Below are 17,150 nucleotides of genomic sequence, written 5' to 3' on the forward strand. Positions count from 1 at the left end.
CGGCCGGCCCAGCTCACAGGAGGTAACCATGGCGTTGACCGCAGACGGAGGCGACCGACTCGTCGAGCTGCTGGCCGAGCACGGCGAGCGGGTGGTGCAGCGGTGGACCGAGGTCGTCGCCGCCTCGCTGCGCGGTCGGCTCAGCCTGGCCGAGCTACGCCTGCAGGTGCAGGAGCTGCACGCTAGCATGATCAACGCTGGCGGTGCCGGTCTGGCCGACCTCCAGGTGCCCGCGGCGGGTGAGCTGCGGGCGGTGCTCGCCGACCTGTCCCGCAGCCGGGCCCGGCAGAGCTTCACCGCCACCGAGACCGCAGTCAGCATCTACGCCCTCAAGGACGTCCTGGTCGAGCTGGCCGAGACCGACGGCGCGGAGTTGTCGCTGCGGGACGTCGTCGACTTCACCGGCCTGGTCGACCGGATGGGGCTGCTCACCTTCGAGACCTACGTGCAGACCCGCGAGGGGCTGATCGCCGACCAGGCCGAGCAACTGCTCGAACTCTCCACCCCGGTGGTGAAGATCTGGGACGGCGTGGTCGCCGTGCCGCTCGTCGGCACCCTCGACTCGGCCCGCGCCCAGGTGGTGATGGAGCGGCTCCTCCAGACCCTGGTCGACACCGGCTCGCCGTACGCGATCATCGACATCACCGGCGTGCCGGCGGTCGACACCCAGGTCGCCCAGCACATCCTCAAGACGGTGGTGGCGGCCCGGCTGATGGGCGCCGACTGCATCATCTCCGGCATCCGCCCGCAGATCGCGCAGACCATCGTCGCGCTCGGCATCGAGTTCGGCGACATCGCCACCAAGGCGAGCCTGGCCGACGCGCTGCGGCACGTGCTGCGGCTCACCGGGGTGGAGGCGTCCCGCCGCCACCCGCGTCGGGAGGCGTGATGGAACGGGTGCCGGTCCTGAAGATCGGCGACATCCTGCTGGTCTCCATCCAGATCGACATGTCCGACCAGACGGCGGTCACCCTCCAGGAGGACCTGGCCGAGCGGATCGTGGCGACCGGCTGCCACGGCGTCATCATCGACATCACCGCGCTGGACATCGTCGACTCCTTCGTCGGGCGGATGCTCTCCACCATCGCCTCGATCTCCAAGGTGCTCGACGCCGAGACGGTGGTCGTCGGGATGCGTCCCGCAGTCGCCATCACCCTCGTCGAGCTGGGCCTGTCGCTCAACGGCATCCGTACCGCGCTGAACGTGGAGCGGGGCATGGAGTTGATCGCGGCGACCCGCGACGACGACCTCGGGTACGACGACACACCCGGGGACGTGGAGTCCGCAACGGCGGCGACCTCGCCATGACCGCGGGAGTCGACCTGGGCGGCCCGCAGACCCAGGCGATCGGCAGTGACGAGGACGTCGTCCGGGTCCGCCAATTGGTGCGTACCGTGGCGGTGGCGGTCAAGCTCTCCCTCGTCGACCAGACGAAGCTGGTCACCGCCGCGAGTGAGCTGGCCCGTAACACCCTCATCTACGGCGGCGGCGGCACCGCCGAGGTGACCGTCGTCGAGGACGGCCGGCGTCGCGGGGTGCGGATCGTCTTCGCCGACTCCGGGCCGGGCATCGTCGACCTGGGCCTCGCCCTCACCGACGGCTACACCACCGGCGGTGGCCTGGGCCTCGGCCTCAGCGGCTCCCGTCGACTGGTCGACGACTTCGACATCCAGACCGCCCCCGGCGAGGGCACCCGGATCACCATCACCAAGTGGTCCCGATGAGCTACGACGTGGTGCCGGACGCGGGCCACTGGTACCGGCTGGAGAGCGGCAGCGCCGCCAGCGCCGTCCGGCGCGCGGCGGAACGCCTCGGCGGCCAGCTCGGCCTCGGTGAGAACCGGGTCGCCGAACTGGCCATCGTCGCCGCCGAGCTGACCAGCAACCTGGTGAAGCACGCCCAGGAGGGTGTCCTGCTGTTGCGCCCCGCGCGCACCGGCGACGTCGCCGGGGTGGAGCTGATCGCGATCGACTCCGGCCCCGGGATGGCCGATCTGACCGTCTCCTCCCGCGACGGCCACTCCACCACCGGCACCCTGGGCATCGGCCTCGGCGCCATCGCCCGCCAGGCCAGCTGGTACGACGCCTGGTCCCGGCCGGGGCGGGGCACCGTCTTCGCGGTGCAGGTGTGGGCGAAGGAGGTGCGGGCCGCGCCGGCCTGGGCGGCGGGGCTGACCCGGCCGATCACCGGTGAGCAGGTCAGCGGCGACACCCACGCGATGCGTACCGAACAGGGGCGGCACCAGGTGCTGGTCTGCGACGGTCTGGGCCACGGGCCGTTGGCCAACGTCGCCGCCGAGGCGGCCGTCTCCGCGTTCCGCACCGGGCCGGCCGGGCCGCCCGCCGTCGTGGTGCAGCACCTGCACCGCGCGATGTCGCACACCCGGGGCGCCGCGTTGGCGGTGGCGGAGCTGGACCCGGCGGCGGGTCTGCTGCGCTACGCCGGGCTGGGCAACATCGCCGGAACGGTGCTGGCCCCGGACGGCACCCGGCGGGGGCTGGTGTCGCTGCCCGGCATCGCCGGCCACCAACGCCCGACAATACGCGAGTACGACTACCCGTTCCCGGCCGGCGCGACCCTGGTGATGCAGAGCGACGGGGTGGTGGACCGGTGGCGGTCCGAGGATTATCCCGGGCTGACCGGGCGGGCGCCGGTGGTGGTCGCGGCGACCCTGCTGCGGGACGCCGGGATCCGCCGGGACGACGCCTGCGTGTTGGTCGCGAGAACGCCGTCGTGACCGCCCGCGAGCCACTCCTGCGGATGGCGTTGCGGGTGGAGCAGGACATCTTCGGGGTACGCCAGCGGGGCCGGGAGGTCGCCGCGGCGATCGGGCTGGAGCACCAGGACCAGGTCCGGTTCGCCACCGCGCTCAGCGAGGTGGCCCGGGACCTGCTGCGCACGGTGGACGGCGCGGACGTCAGCTTCGCCGCCGTGACGGAGTTGGACGGCCGGCGGTTCCTCAGCGTCGACCTCGCCCCGCTGCGTCCCCTGCCGGGCAACCGGTACGAGCCGCAGTCCGGCGCGGTGGCGCGATTGGTGGACACTCTGGGGCTGGCGGAGGCGGCGGGAGATACCGTCGTGAGGATGTCCCGACGTGTTCCGGCCGCCGCTGCGGCGCTGACCCCGGCGCGACTGGCCGAGCTGCGCGTCGAGCTGGGCACCAGCGCCCCGGCCAGTGCCCTGGACGAGTTGGCCACCCAGAACGGGCAGCTCATCGCCGCTCTCGACGAGGTACGCAGCCAACGCGACGAGCTGGCCGTGCTGAACGCCGAGCTGGAGGAGACCAACCGGGGCGTGATGGCGCTCTACAGCCAGCTCTCCGAGGAGCTGGAGGAGACCAACCGGGGGGTGGTGGCGCTCTACGCGGAGCTGGACGAGAAGTCGGCCCAGCTGCGCGCGGCGAGCGAGTCGAAGAGCCGGTTCCTGGCCAACGTCAGCCACGAGCTACGGGCCCCGGTGACCGCGATCATCGGGCTGGGGCGGCTGCTGACCGACTCCGCGTCGGACCCGCTCACCGCCGAGCAGGCCCAGCAGGTCGAGCTGATCCGGTCCTCGGCCGCCGACCTGCTCTCCCTGGTCAACGACCTGCTCGACCTGGCCAAGGCGGAGTCGGGCCGGATCGAGCCGGAGTGGGCGGAGGTCGACCTGCGGGCGGTCTTCGGTCAGCTGCGCGGGACGCTGCGGGCGCTCACCCTCCGCTCCGAGGTGGAGCTGCTGGTGGCGGAGCCGCCCCCGGGCACGGTGCTCCGTTCGGACGAGGTGCTGCTGGCCCAGGTGCTGCGCAACCTGCTGCACAACGCGGTGAAGTTCACCGACCGGGGCGAGGTGCGGATGTGCGCCGACCGGGTCGACGACCGGGTCCGGATCTGCGTCTCGGACACCGGACCGGGCATCCCCGCCGAGCTGCACGAACGGATCTTCGAGGAGTTCTACCAGGTGCCGGGGACCAGTCGGCGCAGCGGCACCGGCCTCGGCCTGCCGTACGCGCGGCGGTTGGTGACCCTGCTCGGCGGCACCCTGGCGCTGACCAGCGAGCCGGGCCGGGGCAGCAGCTTCACGGTGGACCTGCCCGTGGCGGGGGTGTGAGGTGGCCGGCGCCCCGGCGACGATCCTGGTGGTCGACGACAGCCCCACCAAGCGTTACCTGCTGGTGAGCTGGCTGACCCGGGCGGGATTCACGGTCCGGGAGGCGGAGAACGGCACCGAGGCGCTGGCCCGGGTCGGGGTGGACCCGATCGACCTGGTGGTCCTCGACGTCCGGCTGCCGGATCTGAGCGGCTTCGAGGTCTGCGAACGGATCAAGGCGGACCACCCGGCGATTCCGGTGATCCACGTGTCCGCGCACGCGGTCGACGTGGTGGACCGTACCCAGGGACTGACCCGGGGTGCGGACGCCTACCTGGCCGAGCCGATCGAGCCGGAGGAGTTGGTGGCCACCGCGCACGCGGTGCTGCGCTACTACCAGGCGCGGACGCGGGCCGAACTGCTCGCCGAGCGGCTCACCGGGTTGGCCGACACCACCGTGGCGGTGCACGCCGCGTCCACCTTCACCCGCCTGTTGCAGGAGGCGGCGGCCGGCGCGGCGCAGATCTTCCGCAGCCCGGCGGCGGTGGTCGCGGAGACCTTCGACGGGGATTGCCTGGCCGGGATCGCCGCCGGTCCGGGCGCGACGCCGGAGATCGTACCGTGGATGGTCGACGACACCGGCGTGCCGACCGGCGCGACCGTCCGGGTGGATGCCCCCGAGGGGTGGGGGTTGGTGCGCTGGCCGGCCGGCGACACGGTGACCGTGGCCGCCGCCAAGCTGCGGGAGGACCGCGCCCCGCTCTACGTGGTGGTGCCCACCGCCACCCAGACCGCCCGGACGCCGGTGCTGGTGCAGCTCGCCCAGGCGGTCGCCTCGGCGGTGGAGGCGCAGCGCTCCTACGACGAGGAGCACCGGATCGCGGTCACCCTCCAACGGAGCCTGCTGCCCCGACGGCTGCCCGACGTGGCCGGTCTCGACCTGGCGGTGCGCTACGAGCCGGCCAGCGCGCAGACCGAGGTGGGCGGGGACTTCTACGAGCTGGTGATGCTCGACGGGCACCTGTTGGTGGCGATCGGCGACGTCGCCGGCCACTCGCTGCACGCGGCGACGGTGATGGCCGAGCTACGGCACGCGATGCGGGCGTACGCGGTGGAGGGGCACCAGCCCGGGGTGATCCTGGAACGGCTCAACGTGCTGATGCGTACGCTGCTCCGCAACGAACTGGCGACCCTGTGCATCCTGCTGCTGCACCCGCCGACCGGCCGGATCAGGCTGGCCAGCGCCGGGCACCTGCCGGCGCTGGTGACGGTGGACGGCCGGGTGGAGTTCGTCCAGCAGTCGGCCCCGCTGCTCGGGGTGCGCGCGGACCGGCCGGAGGACCTGGAGTTCACCCTGCCGGCCGGGGCGACGCTGGTGCTCTACACCGACGGGCTGATCGAGCGGCGGGACACCACCATCGACGACGGCCTGGCCGCGCTGGCCGCCTGCGCGACGGTGGTCGACGACGACCTGGACAGCTTCTGCCAGCGGCTGCTGGTCGAGCTGGCCCCACCGGAGATCCACGACGACGTCGCGGTGGTGGCGGTCCGCCGCCGCTGAGCGGTGCCAGCTGCTCTTGCGATGCCGGCTGTTCTTGCGATGCCGGCTGCTCTTGATTGGTGCCGGTTGCTCTTGCGGTGCCGGTTGCTCTTGCGGTGCCGGTTGCTCTTGAGCGGTGCCGACTGTTTCTCCGGGCTCCGCCCTGCGGTGTGCAGTGGTGCCCTCGGGCCAGGGCCGCGTCCCTGGGGTGGTGGTCCCGACCTCTCGACGATGGGTGCCGGGCTGGTCCCCGCCGGTTCGCCAGAGGTCGGTCGAGCCACGCGCGGTCGGCCTCGACCGCCATCGGAACTACTTAGAGTAGTCACGCCGGGGAGAGCCCTCGATGTTGCTCAGGGTGACCGTGCTGCCACCCTTCATCATTCACCTCACCACACTTTGTTCTGCTGCCCTATCCGCACCAACTTCTTGAGCTGGCAGTTTACGAAGGCCCGGAAACTGTGCTGTTTCCCCTTCCTGGCACGAAGAGTAACTGTCGCCTGGATGGCGGCAGAGCAAAGGAGGTGAGGTAGCAGGTGGGCGGGTTGGCTGTCATTACTCTTTGTAATTGCAGTAGGTGCGATGGTCGGCTGCCTTGGGGGCCGTTGGGAGGTCCATCTGCCCCGATCGTTCGGTGGTCCCGAGGTGTGGCCTGGGGGCAGCTCATCTCCTGGTGGAGTGGGGGCAGGGCGTCTGTCTGACCCGTCGGGCCGGGCTGGCGGGCCGCTGACGGGTGGACCCCGGTCGGGTCGGACTCGGGTCGGGTCGGACTGCTGACGGGTGGGACCGTTGGCGGGTCGGGTCGGTGTCGTGGTCGTGCGGTGCCGGTGATCCGCGCACCGGTTCGTGGAGAGTTCCTGCGGCCATGGCGACAACAAATCTCCACAAACCCGAAGCGGCCGCCAGGTGGCCCAGGCGGTGGGGGGCCGGCGGGCAGCGGGTGGGCGCGCGGGATCAGCGCAGTGAGCGGGCGTAGCCGGTGGGGGTGCGACCGGTGACGGCGGCGAAGTCGCGGGCCAGGTGGGCCTGGTCGCTGTAGCCGAGGTCGGCGGCGAGGGTGGCCCAGTCGGGCAGCCCGGTGACGACCTGTTCGATCGCCTCCAGCAGACGGTACCGACGGATCACCCACTTGGGGCCGACGCCGACGTGGTCCAGGAAGAGCCGCTGCAACCGCCGGACGGAGAGGCCGTGTCGACGGGCGAGGTCGTCCACCCGCAGCACGCTCCGGTCGGTGCGGATCGTCTCGGCCAGGGTGATCGCCTCGACTGTCGCCGGGTCGGGCTGCGGCGCCCAGGCCAGCAGGAAGGCGTCCAGCGCCCGGCGGCGCTCGTCGTCCGTACCCTCACACCGGGGCGACGCGGCGGCGGACCCGGCGGCGTGGGGGGTGGTCAGGCCGGCGGCGTGAGGGCCGGCGGCGTGGGGGCCGGCGGTGTGGGGGGTGGTCGGGTCGGCGGCGCGGGCGGCGGTGGGGTCGGTGCCGAGCGGGACGTGCCGGTCGGTGAGTTCGGCGACCGGGCGACGCCAGAACGGGCGGAAGCCGCCGGGACGGAACTGGATGCCGCTGACCGTTCCGGTGCCGGTCAGGGTGACCGTGAAGAGCGTCCGGCCGACCCCGGCCACCTCGGCGGTCTCCGGGCCGCCGGCATCCTGACGGAAGACCACGTTGACCGCCGGGTGCGGCACCACCTGCTGGGTGAACGGCGCGGTCAGCGCCCAGTCGACCAGCCAGTAGTGCTCCACCCAGGGGCGCAGCGCGGGGGCCGGCAGGTGCCGTCGGAACCGCAGCTCCCGGCGGAGCCGGGCCGGATCGAGGATGCCCCGGTCGTCGGCGCGTGGCTGTCGCATTCGTTCAAGACCACCTTCATACGCTGGCCGTATGCCAACGAAGACTAGTGAGCTGCTGGCCGCCGCCGCCCCGGGGACCGTGGCGTTGGTCCGGGCGATCGGCGACGACCAGCTCGACCTGCCCACCCCGTGCGCGGAGTACACCGTCCGCGGGCTGATCAACCACGTGTACGACGTGGCGGTCAACTTCCAGCGGCTGGCCGCCGGGCAGGAGACGGACTGGTCGGTCAAGACCGATCACGTGGCCGAGCCGGGCTGGCGGGGCCGGTTCGCGGCGGAGGTGGAGCAACTCGTCGTGGCCTGGGACGACCCGGCCAGCGAGGAGGGCGTCGCGCCGGCGATGGGGCTGCCCCGGTCGACGGTCGGCCTGATGGGGGTGGCGGACCTGGTGGTGCACGGCTGGGACCTGGCGCGGGCGACCGGCCAGCCGTACCAGCCGGCGGGGGAGAGCATCGCGGCGCTGCACGGCTTCATGGACGAGATGGGGCCGATGGGCCGGCAGATGGGTGCCTTCGGCGTGGAGGTGCCGGTCGAGGCGGACGGGACCGAATTGGACCGGCTGCTCGGCCGTACCGGTCGTGACCCGGCCTGGACCAGCTGACCGCTCCCGCCCGCCGGGCCGCCGCACCCGGAGGCGGCCGGCCCACCGGACCTGCCGGGCCGGCCCCCGTCGGATCGACGGAGCTGCTTGACATCGGCTATTCGCTGGATGAATAGTGGGCTGGGTGTCCATGCCGCACGTGCTGCTCGGGTTGCTGGCCGCCGGCAACCGGCACGGCTACGAGCTGAAGCGGGCACACGACAGCCGGCTGCCCCGGGCCAAGCCGCTCGCCTTCGGCCAGGTCTACGCCACCCTGGGGCGCCTGCAACGGGACGGCCTGGTGGTCACCACCGGTCAGGAACGCGAGGCCGGCCCCGACCGGACCGCCTACGCGCTCACCGACCAGGGCCGGGCCGCGCTCGCCGGCTGGCTCGCCGCCGTCGAGCCACCCATGCCGTACGTGACCAGCGCGCTGTTCACCAAGGTCGCGGTGGCGCTGCTGGTCGCCGACCTGAACGCGGCCCGGTCCTACCTGATCGCCCAGGCGCGGGCGCACACCGACCGGCTGCGCGAACTCACCGCCGTCAAGACGGCACCCTCGACCACCCTCGATGACGTCGTGGCCGTCGACTACGCCGTCGCTCATCTCGACGCCGACCTGAGGTGGCTGCGTACCACCCTGGCCCGCGTCGCCGACTGGCACCGGGAGGTGCACTCGTGAGCGGACTCCAGGCGCGCGGCGTGATCCGGTCGTACGGCCCGACACCGGCACTGCGCGACGTCAGCCTCGACGTCGCCGAAGGGGAGATCGTCGCCGTGACCGGGCCCAGCGGCTGCGGCAAGTCCACCCTGTTGCACTGCCTCGCCGGCATCCTGCGCCCGGACGAGGGTGAGGTGCACTGGCGGGGGGAGCGGATCGACACCTGGCCCGAGGCGGCGCGGTCCCGGCTGCGCCGTACCGAGTTCGGGGTGTTGTTCCAGTTCGGTCAGCTCGTCGCCGAGTTGACCGCGGTGGAGAACGTCGCCCTGCCCCTGCTCCTCGCCGGCACGGGGCGGCGAGAAGCAGGGCAGGCGGCGTGCGAGTGGCTGGACCGGTTCGGCGTCGCCGACCTCGCCGACGTGCGCCCCGGCGCGATGTCCGGCGGGCAGCAGCAGCGCTGCGCCATGGCCCGTGCCCTGATCACCGGACCCCGGGTGATCTTCGCCGACGAGCCGACCGGTGCCCTCGACACACTCAGCGGCGAGGAGGTCCTCACCCAGCTCGTCCGGTTCGCCCGCGAGCAGGGCACCACCATCGTCCTGGTCACCCACGAACCCCGGATCGCCGCGTACGCCGACCGGGAGGTGATGCTCCGCGACGGCGTGGTCGACCCGACCGGCCTCGGCCTGGACGAACCCCTCGTCCCGGTCTCGGCGGCCGGTCCCGGCGCGGTCCCCCGGTGAGGCCCGGCGTCGCGCTGCGGCTCGCCCTGGCCGGCAACCGCACCGACACCGCCCGGGTCGTGCTCACCGCGCTCAGCGCCGCCCTGGCCAGCCTCGCCGGGCTGGCCGCCCTCACCGTGCTGGCCATCCCGACCCCACCCGGCGGGCGGGGCAGCAACAACTCCGAGCAGTACACCAACGCGCTGCTCCGCGAGCCCGGTCTGCGCGGTGGGACGGCGGTCGCGCTGCTGCTGCTCGCCGTGCCGGTGCTCGCCCTGGCCGGGCAGTGCGTCCGGCTCGGCGCCCCGGCCCGCGACCGTCGACTCGCCGGGTTCCGACTGGCCGGAGCCACCCCCGAGCAGGTGACCGGGCTGGTCGCGGTGGAGGCCGGGCTGGCCAGCCTGCTCGGCACCCTCGTCGGGCTGGTGACCTATCTGGTCGGCCGGGTGCTGCTGCACCGGCCCGACTCCCGAGGGCTGCTGCCCCTGCCCACCGATGTGCTGCCGTCGCCGTTGGCGATCGGGGCGGTGGTGCTGGGCCTGCCGGTGCTGGCCGGGCTGGTCGGTGTCGTCCTGCTCCGCCGGGTCACCGCGACCCCGCTCGGCGTGGTCCGGCGGATCCGCCGGGAACGTGCCCCGGGGCCGTGGGCCGGGCTGCTGATCGTGGCCGGACTGGCCGCATTCGGCCTGCTCGTCCCGATCGGCCAGTGGTACGCCGACCGAGGCCAGGAACCACCGCCGATGCTGGAGCCGGCGCTGATGCTCGGCGGCGGGCTGGCCGCGCTGGTCGGGGTGGTGGTCGGCACCGGCTGGCTGTCGTACACGGTCGGGCGGCTGCTGCACCGGCACGGTCGCGGGCCGGCCGTGTTGCTGGCCTCCCGCCGGTTGACCGCCGACCCGTGGGCCGGCAGCCGCACCCTGGCCGCCCTGCTGGCGGCGGTGCTCGTGGGCGCGGGTGCGGCCGGGCTCCGGGCCTCGATGATCGCCGACATGGCGGCGTACCGGGCCGTCGGTCAGAGCTTCGCCGCCGGTGACGACTTCTACCTCCACACCATGGACCTGGTCGACCGGGCCGTCCACGTGGCCATCGCGCTGGCCGCCGGTGGCCTGATCGTCGCCCTGGTCGAGGGGATCGTCGCCCGCCGTCGGACGTACGCGGCACTGGTGGCCTCGGGGGTCCCCCGCAGCGTCATCGGCCGTTCCGTCGGGTGGCAGGCGCTTGCCCCGGCGGTGCCGGCCATCGCGCTGGCGCTCGCCGTCGGCCTGCTGCTCACCTGGGGCGTCGCGGGCCGTCCACGCACCTACGGGGGGCACTCCATCCAGGTGTGCACCGGTGACGCCGCCCGCTGCGCCGACCCGTCGGCCCTGCGTGAGGTGTGGGTGCCCGAGGGCGTGGTGAGACCTGAGCTGCCGTGGGAGCAGCTCGCCTGGGTCGGTGCGGGTGCCCTGGCCGCCGTGCTGGTCACGGTCGGCACCGGCCTGCTCTTCCTGCGGATGAGCACCGCCGTCGAGGAACTCCGCACCGGCTGACCGCGATCAGCCGGTGCGGAAACGGCAACCGCCCGCCAGCCCGGGGACCGGCCCCGGCCCGGCGGGGACCGGCGGCGGCGGTCAGGCCCGGCCCAGCCGGTCGAGGATCCAGGCGTTGACGAACGCCTCCTCACGCCAGGCGTCGTACCGGCCGCTGGGGCCGCCGTGGCCGGCACCCATCTCGGTCTTGAGCAGGTAGTCGCCCTGCGGGGCCACCGCGCGCAGCCGGGCGATCCACTTGGCCGGCTCGTGGTAGAGCACCCGGGTGTCGTTGAGGCTGGTCACCGCCAGGATCGCCGGATAGTCGGCGGCGGTGACGTTCTCGTACGGGGTGTACGACTTCATGTACGCGTACACCTCCGGGTCGGCGAGCGGGTTGCCCCACTCCTCCCACTCGGTGACGGTCAACGGCAGCGACGGGTCGAGGATCGAGGTGAGCGCGTCCACGAAGGGCACCTGCGCGACGATCCCGGTGAACGCGTCCGGGGCGATGTTGGCGACCGCGCCCATCAGCAGGCCACCCGCCGAGGCGCCCCGGGCGACCAGCCGGTCGCCCGCCGTCCAGCCGGCCTTGACCAGGTGCCGGGCGCAGGCGACGAAGTCGGTGAAGGTGTTCTTCTTGGCCAGCAGCTTGCCCTCGTCGTACCAGCGGCGGCCCAGTTCGCCGCCGCCCCGGATGTGCGCGACGGCGAAGACGACACCCCGGTCGAGCAGGCTGAGCCGGGCGATGGAGAACCACGGGTCCATGCTGGCCTCGTACGAGCCGTACCCGTAGATGACGGCGGGGGCGGAGCCGTCACGCGGGGTGTCCCGGCGGCAGACCAGCGAGATCGGTACCCGGGTGCCGTCGTCGGCGAGGGCCCACTCGCGGTGCTGCTCGTAGTCGCCCGGGTCGTACGCGCGACCGTCCGGCCCGGGGAGCACCGGCTTGCGGCGACGCAGCGTCAGCTCCCGGGTGACCAGGTCGTAGTCGTAGACCGAGTCGGGGGTGACCAGCGAGGTGTAGCGGAACCGGAGCTGCCGGGTGCGGTATTCCGGGTTGGCGTCCAACCCGACACTGTGGATCGGCTCGGGGAACTCGATGTCGTGGCCGTCGCCGCCGCCGACGGGGAGCACCCGCAGCCCGGTCAGCCCGTTGCTGCGCAGCGAGACCACCAGGTGGTCGGCGAACGCGTCGACCGACTCCAGCCGGGTGCCGGGGCTGTGCGGGATCAGCGGCACCCAGTCGCCGGGGGCGTCCGCCGAGGTGTACGCCAGCGCGAAGTCCTCCGCGTCGTCGTTGTGCAGGATCAGGAACCGGTGGCCGTGGTGTTCGACGCTGTATTCCACGCCCTGCCGGCGGGGGGCGATCACCGCCGGCTCGCCGGTCGGGTTGTCGGCCGGGATCACCCGTACCTCGCTGGTGACCTTGCTGGTGCTGTCGATGAGCACGAACCGCTCGGAGCGGGTCAGCTCGACGCCCACCCAGAACCGCTCGTCGTCCTCCAGGTGCACCACCACGTCCTCGCCCGACGGGGTGCCGACGGTGTGCCGCCACACCCGGTTCGGCCGCCACGCCTCGTCGACGGTGATGTAGAACAGCACGGTCGCGTCGGCCGACCAGGCCGTGCCGTAGAAGGTGTCGGGCACCTCGTCGCCGAGCAGCTCGCCGGTGCTCAGGTCCTTGATCCGCAGGGTGAAGCGTTCGTCGCCGGAGAAGTCCGTCGAGTAGGCCAGCCAGCGCCCGTCGGGGCTGACGTCGAACGCGCCGAGGGAGAAGAAGTCGTGTCCCTCGGCGAGCTGGTTGCCGTCGAGCAGCACCTCCTCGCCGTCGAGCGGGGCGCCGTCCGCGCTGACCGGGGGAGCGGTCTCGCCGTCGCGGACCGGGCGGCGGCAGTGCACGCCGTACTGCTGGCCCTCGATCGTGCGGGTGTAGTACCAGTGGCCGCCCTTGCGGGTGGGGACCGACAGGTCGGTCTCCTGGGTGCGCTGCCGGGTCTCGGCGAACAACGTGCCGCGTAACGCTTCCAGGTGTGCGGTGCGCTGCTCGGTGTAGGCGTTCTCGGCGGTCAGGTGGGCGATGGTCGCCGGGTCGTCCTTGGCGGCCAGCCAGGCGTACTCGTCGACGACGGTGTCGCCGTGGTGGGTGCGCTCCGCGGGGACCTGTCGGGCGACGGGCGGGGTGGTCTCGGTGGTCACGCCGCCACGTTACCGGCCCGTCGCGCTGCGCGGCGCGGCCGAATCGCCACCCACCCGTTTAGAACATGTGTACGATGACTGCCATGTCGACGGGAGCGGGTTCGATCGGTGCAGCGGAGATCACCCGGCGGTTGGCCGAGATCTGCGGTCCCTCCTTCGCCCGGTTCGCGGGCGCGGCCGACGAGGTCGCCGGCCGGCTCGCCCGGTGGGTGGCCGTCCCGGGCGGGCCCCGGGCGGCGGCCGAGGTGCTGCGGCTCGCCGCCCGGCACGACCTGTCGGTGGTGCCCCGGGGCGCCGGCACGAAGATCGACTGGGGTGCCGTGCCGGCCCGGGTCGACATCATGCTCGACACCGGCCGGCTCGCCGGGGTCGGCCACCAGCCGGCAGCCTCGTCGGCGGCTTCCTCGGCGGCCTCCCCGGTGGTCGAGGTGGGTGCCGGCACCCCGCTGCGGGCCGTGCAGGCCACCCTGGAACGCGCCGGCCGTCGGCTGGCCCTCGACCCGCCGTCACCCGGGGCCACCCTCGGTGGGGTGCTCGCCGCCGCCGAGTCCGGCCCGCTGCGGCACCGGTACGGCACCGCATGTGAGCAGCTCGTCGGCCTGCGTTGGCTGAACGCCGACGGCGAGTTGGTCAGTGCCGGCCGCAGCGCCGCGGAACTGTCCGGGGCGACCCCACCCGTCGGTCTCGACCTGGGCCGGTTGCTCTGCGGCTCGCAGGGCGGGCTGGGCGTGCTCGTCTCGGCGACGCTGCGGGCGCAGGCGCTCCCGGCGAGCCAGGTCTGGGTGTCCCGGCCGGTGTGGAGCCCGTTGGAGGTGCACGACCTGGTCCGGGCGGTGTTCGCCGCCGACCTCGACCCGGCGGCCGTCGAGCTGGACCTGCCGGCCACCGGGTCCCCGCCGCGTCCGGTCGCCGCCCCGGCGGCGGGCGCGACGTCGGGGCCGCCCGGTCGACCGATGTCCGCCGCCGAGGCGTCGGCCCGCGCCAACCATCCCGCGATGGCCGGCCGACGGCCCGATCCGCTGCCTGTCCGGGGCAGCGCCGGTGAGTTGGCGGTCCTGCTGGAGGGCGGTCGGTCCGAGGTGGCCGAGCGGGCGGACCGCCTGCTGGCCGTGCTCGGCGGTGCGGCGATCGTCGCCCCGTACGCCCCGGCCTGGTGGCGGCGCTACCCGTTCGCCCCGGGCGACACCGCGCTGCGGGTCGAGGCCCCGGCCAAGGACCTGCACGCCGCCGTCTATGCGCTGCGCGACGCCGCCGGCACGCCCCTGTCGGTGCGCGGCTCCGCCGGCGTGGGCGTGGTGCACGCCGCGCTGCCCGGGGCATTCCCGGTCGACCGGGTGGCCGGCATCCTGGCCGCCGTCCGGGGGGTGCTGCTCGCCCGCCGGGGCCGGTGCGTGGTGGTGGCCGCCCCGTCGGCGGTCCGTCGCGAGGTCGACGTGTGGGGGGAGGCGGCGGTGATCCCCCGGCTGCGGGAGGCGAAGGAGCACCTCGACCCGCACCGCCGACTTGCCCCCGGCCGCCTCCCCGGCGGCCTCTGACAGCCCGCGCACCACCTGACGCCCCGGCCCCTGCCCCTGCCCCGGCTGCCAGCCCGATGATCGACTCATTGTTAGCGCAATTGCGGTATCCGATGCGCGCGACACCGCTATTGAGACGAACTGGAGTGGATCAAGAGGCCGGCCGCTCAGAGGGCGTCGTTGCGCAGGACCAGGATGGCGATGTCGTCGCGGGGGGATTCGACCGAGAAGTTGATCGCGGTGGCCCGCAGCCGCGCCGCCACCACGTCGGCGGAGTAGCCGGCCAGTGGCGCGGCGGCCTCCCGGAGCCGCTCGGTGCCGAAGAGTTCCCGGCCGCGCCGTCGCTCGGTCACCCCGTCGGTATAGAAGATCAGCGCATCGCCCGGCGCGAGTAGGACCTCCGCCGCCGGTGAGGTGATCGAGTCGAGCAGACCGAGCGCGGTTCCGCCGACCCCGACGAAGTTCGCCCCACCGGCACCGTGCAGCAGCACCGGTCGGTCGTGCCCGGCCAGGTGCAACGAGACGTCGAGCCGGCCGCCGTCGCCCGGCCCGACCGCCGCCAGGGCGAGCGTGCAGTACCGCCCACCGCCCCGCTCGACAAGCGTCTCGTTGAGCCGGGACAGCGCCTCCGGCAGCGGCTTGCCGTCCCCGACCAGCACCCGGATCACGTCCCGGACCAGCCCGGTCACCGCCGCCGCCTGCACCCCCTTGCCGGACACGTCGCCGACCACCACCAGCCAGCGCCCGTCGGGCAGCGGCACCACGTCGTAGAAGTCGCCGCCGACCTCGGCCTCGTCGCCGGTCGGGACGTACTCGGCGGCGAAGCCGACGCCCTCGACGACGGGGAGCACGGGCGGCAGCAGCGACTGCTGGAGGGTCTGGGCCACCCGACGTCGTTCGGCGTGGATGCGGGCGTTCTCGATGGCGAGACCGGCCCGCCGCGCCACGTCCTCCAGCACCGCCACCTCGTCCGGGTCGTGCCGGTGCCGCTGGTGTCGCCCCACGGCCAGGGTGCCGAGCTTCTGACTGCGGACGACCAGCGGAACGGCGAACCCCTCCATCGGCCCGCCGAGCGGCACCTGGGACCCGGTGCGTGACGCCTCACGCAGCCGGGCCTGGACAGAGTCCGGGCCGGTCTCCTGGAGCACCTTGTGCAGTTGGGGCAGGACCGACTCGTCGGCGTGACTGGACGCGGCCAGGTTGAGCCGGCCCCACTCGTCGGTGGTGTGCACCGCGCACCACTGACCCAGCCGGGGCACCACCAGCTGCGGGATCAGCGCCATGGTCAGGTCGACGTCGAGCGACTGGGCGAGCAGCTCGCTCGCCTCGGCGAGGAACGTCAGCCAGGCCGAGCGGCGGACGGCGGCGCGGCGCAGCCGGTCGTTCTCCAGGTGCAGCGAGAGCCGTTCGGCGGCGAGGACGGCCAGCGGCCGGGCGTACGCCGACGGTGCCGCGTCCAGCTCCAGCTCCCCGCCGTACGGTCGATGCACCGCCAGCGGCACCCGTAACAGCTCGTTGCCGGGGCGCGGCTGGCGGCCGTACCGGGCCAGCACCTGCGGGCCCTCTCCCTCGCCCCGGTCGAGCCGGATCACCCCGCCGGCCGCGCCCACCATCTCGGCGACCCGGGTGAGCAGGTCGGTGGCGAACTCGGGCAGGGGTTCGTCGGCGTACGGGTCGGGGCTGGTCTGGGTCAGTTCGCTCATCGCGGCGGCGCTCGGCGCGGTGGTCGCCGGGTCGCTCTCGGCCTGCCCGGGTGTCGGGTACGGGGAGCGTGGCCCGACGCCGTGGTCGCCGTCGCGGTCCAGCCGGAACCACACGCCCTTGCCGGTGGGCAGGTAGGTGGTGCCCCAGCGGCTGGCGAAGTGGTCGACCAGCAGTAGCCCCCGCCCCCGGGCGGAGACCTCGCCGATCTGGTCGGTGTCGTTGCGGATGCCGACGACCAGCTCGTCGACCGGCCCGGCGGCGAAGTCGGAGACGGTGACGGTCAGGCCGATCCGGTCGGCGACGACCTCGATGTCCAGTTCGGTGCGGGCGTGTTCGACGGCGTTGGTGGACAGCTCGGTGGTGAGCAGCAGCGCCTCGTTGAGCAGTTCGTCGAGGTCCGCCTCGGCGAGCACGGAGCGGACCACCGCGCGGGCGGCGGCGGGGGTGCGTCGGTCGGCGGGCAGCCGGACCCGCCGGACGTGCTCGTCCCGTCCCGCGTCTGTCCCGGCCCCCGGCTCCGTTGACACCCCCGTATCCTCTACCGCCGCCGGCCAGGTGCCAAGCCGGACCACGCACCGTCATACCCGCCGCACCGATCGGCACGTCGATGTCACACCCTTCACCGGGTCCGGTCTGCCGGTGCCGGGCGGGTGTCCTGCTCGCCTGCGGTGCCGCCGTCGGGGTGGCACCGTCGGGGTGGCGCCATGTCCGCCTCCGGCGTCGGTGCCGGGCCGGGCCGGGCCGGGCGACGTTCGCCTGCGGTGCCGCCGTCGTGGCGGTCGCGGCATGGGCTCGGGATACGCCGGGCACGTCGC

Annotated in this window: 14 protein-coding genes; 11 read left to right on the forward strand and 3 right to left on the reverse strand. The window is 73.7% G+C overall.

Going from position 1 to position 17,150, the window contains the following annotated elements:
• The first annotated feature begins 28 nt into the window (after positions 1 to 28).
• The 6 genes from ACQP1S_RS01770 to ACQP1S_RS01795 are packed head-to-tail and all read left to right on the forward strand — an operon-like array spanning position 29 to position 5,626.
• Positions 29 to 889, forward strand: coding sequence for an STAS domain-containing protein (locus tag ACQP1S_RS01770; RefSeq protein ID WP_432902319.1), 861 nt, complete (start codon positions 29 to 31; stop codon positions 887 to 889).
• Positions 889 to 1,308, forward strand: a complete 420-nt coding sequence (locus ACQP1S_RS01775) for an STAS domain-containing protein (RefSeq protein WP_091244161.1) — start codon at positions 889 to 891, stop codon at positions 1,306 to 1,308. Before ACQP1S_RS01770 ends, ACQP1S_RS01775 begins: the two co-directional genes overlap by 1 nt.
• Positions 1,305 to 1,724 (forward strand): ATP-binding protein, encoded by a 420-nt coding sequence (locus tag ACQP1S_RS01780; protein ID WP_091244163.1) that lies wholly within the window; start codon positions 1,305 to 1,307, stop codon positions 1,722 to 1,724. Before ACQP1S_RS01775 ends, ACQP1S_RS01780 begins: the two co-directional genes overlap by 4 nt.
• Positions 1,721 to 2,737 (forward strand): SpoIIE family protein phosphatase, encoded by a 1,017-nt coding sequence (locus ACQP1S_RS01785; protein ID WP_432907708.1) that lies wholly within the window; start codon positions 1,721 to 1,723, stop codon positions 2,735 to 2,737. The genes ACQP1S_RS01780 and ACQP1S_RS01785 overlap by 4 nt, the downstream gene beginning before the upstream one ends.
• 23 nt (positions 2,738 to 2,760) lie before the next feature.
• Positions 2,761 to 4,086: an ATP-binding protein gene (locus tag ACQP1S_RS01790; protein ID WP_432907711.1), complete on the forward strand. Its 1,326-nt coding sequence runs from the start codon at positions 2,761 to 2,763 to the stop codon at positions 4,084 to 4,086.
• A gap of 1 nt (position 4,087) precedes the next feature.
• Positions 4,088 to 5,626 carry a SpoIIE family protein phosphatase gene (locus ACQP1S_RS01795; RefSeq protein WP_432902322.1) on the forward strand — a complete coding sequence of 513 codons (1,539 nt, stop codon included), beginning with the start codon at positions 4,088 to 4,090 and terminating at the stop codon, positions 5,624 to 5,626.
• Positions 5,627 to 6,556: 930 nt separating this feature from the next.
• Here ACQP1S_RS01795 and ACQP1S_RS01800 read toward each other — a convergent pair.
• On the reverse strand, positions 6,557 to 7,447 hold the full coding sequence (locus tag ACQP1S_RS01800; RefSeq protein WP_432902324.1) for a DUF6597 domain-containing transcriptional factor: 891 nt from the start codon (positions 7,445 to 7,447) through the stop codon (positions 6,557 to 6,559).
• 31 nt (positions 7,448 to 7,478) lie between these two features.
• Between ACQP1S_RS01800 and ACQP1S_RS01805 the strand changes: the two genes are divergently transcribed.
• The 4 genes from ACQP1S_RS01805 (at position 7,479) to ACQP1S_RS01820 (ending at position 10,939) form a co-directional block, all read left to right on the forward strand.
• Positions 7,479 to 8,048, forward strand: a complete 570-nt coding sequence (locus tag ACQP1S_RS01805; RefSeq protein WP_432902326.1) for a TIGR03086 family metal-binding protein — start codon at positions 7,479 to 7,481, stop codon at positions 8,046 to 8,048.
• 124 nt (positions 8,049 to 8,172) lie between these two features.
• Positions 8,173 to 8,709 (forward strand): PadR family transcriptional regulator, encoded by a 537-nt coding sequence (locus ACQP1S_RS01810; protein ID WP_432902328.1) that lies wholly within the window; start codon positions 8,173 to 8,175, stop codon positions 8,707 to 8,709.
• On the forward strand, positions 8,706 to 9,431 hold the full coding sequence (locus ACQP1S_RS01815) for an ABC transporter ATP-binding protein (protein ID WP_432902330.1): 726 nt from the start codon (positions 8,706 to 8,708) through the stop codon (positions 9,429 to 9,431). The genes ACQP1S_RS01810 and ACQP1S_RS01815 overlap by 4 nt, the downstream gene beginning before the upstream one ends.
• Complete coding sequence (locus ACQP1S_RS01820) at positions 9,428 to 10,939, forward strand: FtsX-like permease family protein (protein WP_432902332.1); 1,512 nt, start codon at positions 9,428 to 9,430, stop codon at positions 10,937 to 10,939. Before ACQP1S_RS01815 ends, ACQP1S_RS01820 begins: the two co-directional genes overlap by 4 nt.
• An 81-nt stretch (positions 10,940 to 11,020) precedes the next feature.
• On the opposite strand, the gene ACQP1S_RS01825 is transcribed toward ACQP1S_RS01820, so the two are convergent.
• Positions 11,021 to 13,117: a S9 family peptidase gene (locus tag ACQP1S_RS01825; RefSeq protein WP_432902334.1), complete on the reverse strand. Its 2,097-nt coding sequence runs from the start codon at positions 13,115 to 13,117 to the stop codon at positions 11,021 to 11,023.
• 83 nt (positions 13,118 to 13,200) lie between these two features.
• Here ACQP1S_RS01825 and ACQP1S_RS01830 point away from each other — a divergent pair, with 83 nt between their 5' ends.
• The gene (locus ACQP1S_RS01830; protein WP_432902336.1) at positions 13,201 to 14,652 is read left to right on the forward strand and encodes an FAD-binding oxidoreductase; all 1,452 of its coding nucleotides are present in this window, start codon (positions 13,201 to 13,203) and stop codon (positions 14,650 to 14,652) included.
• 146 nt (positions 14,653 to 14,798) lie between these two features.
• Here ACQP1S_RS01830 and ACQP1S_RS01835 read toward each other — a convergent pair whose 3' ends face one another.
• On the reverse strand, positions 14,799 to 16,862 hold the full coding sequence (locus ACQP1S_RS01835) for a SpoIIE family protein phosphatase (RefSeq protein ID WP_432902338.1): 2,064 nt from the start codon (positions 16,860 to 16,862) through the stop codon (positions 14,799 to 14,801).
• Positions 16,863 to 17,150: the final 288 nt, after the last annotated feature.

Source organism: Micromonospora matsumotoense (assembly GCF_050951065.1).
GTDB classification, from domain to species: domain Bacteria; phylum Actinomycetota; class Actinomycetes; order Mycobacteriales; family Micromonosporaceae; genus Micromonospora; species Micromonospora matsumotoensis.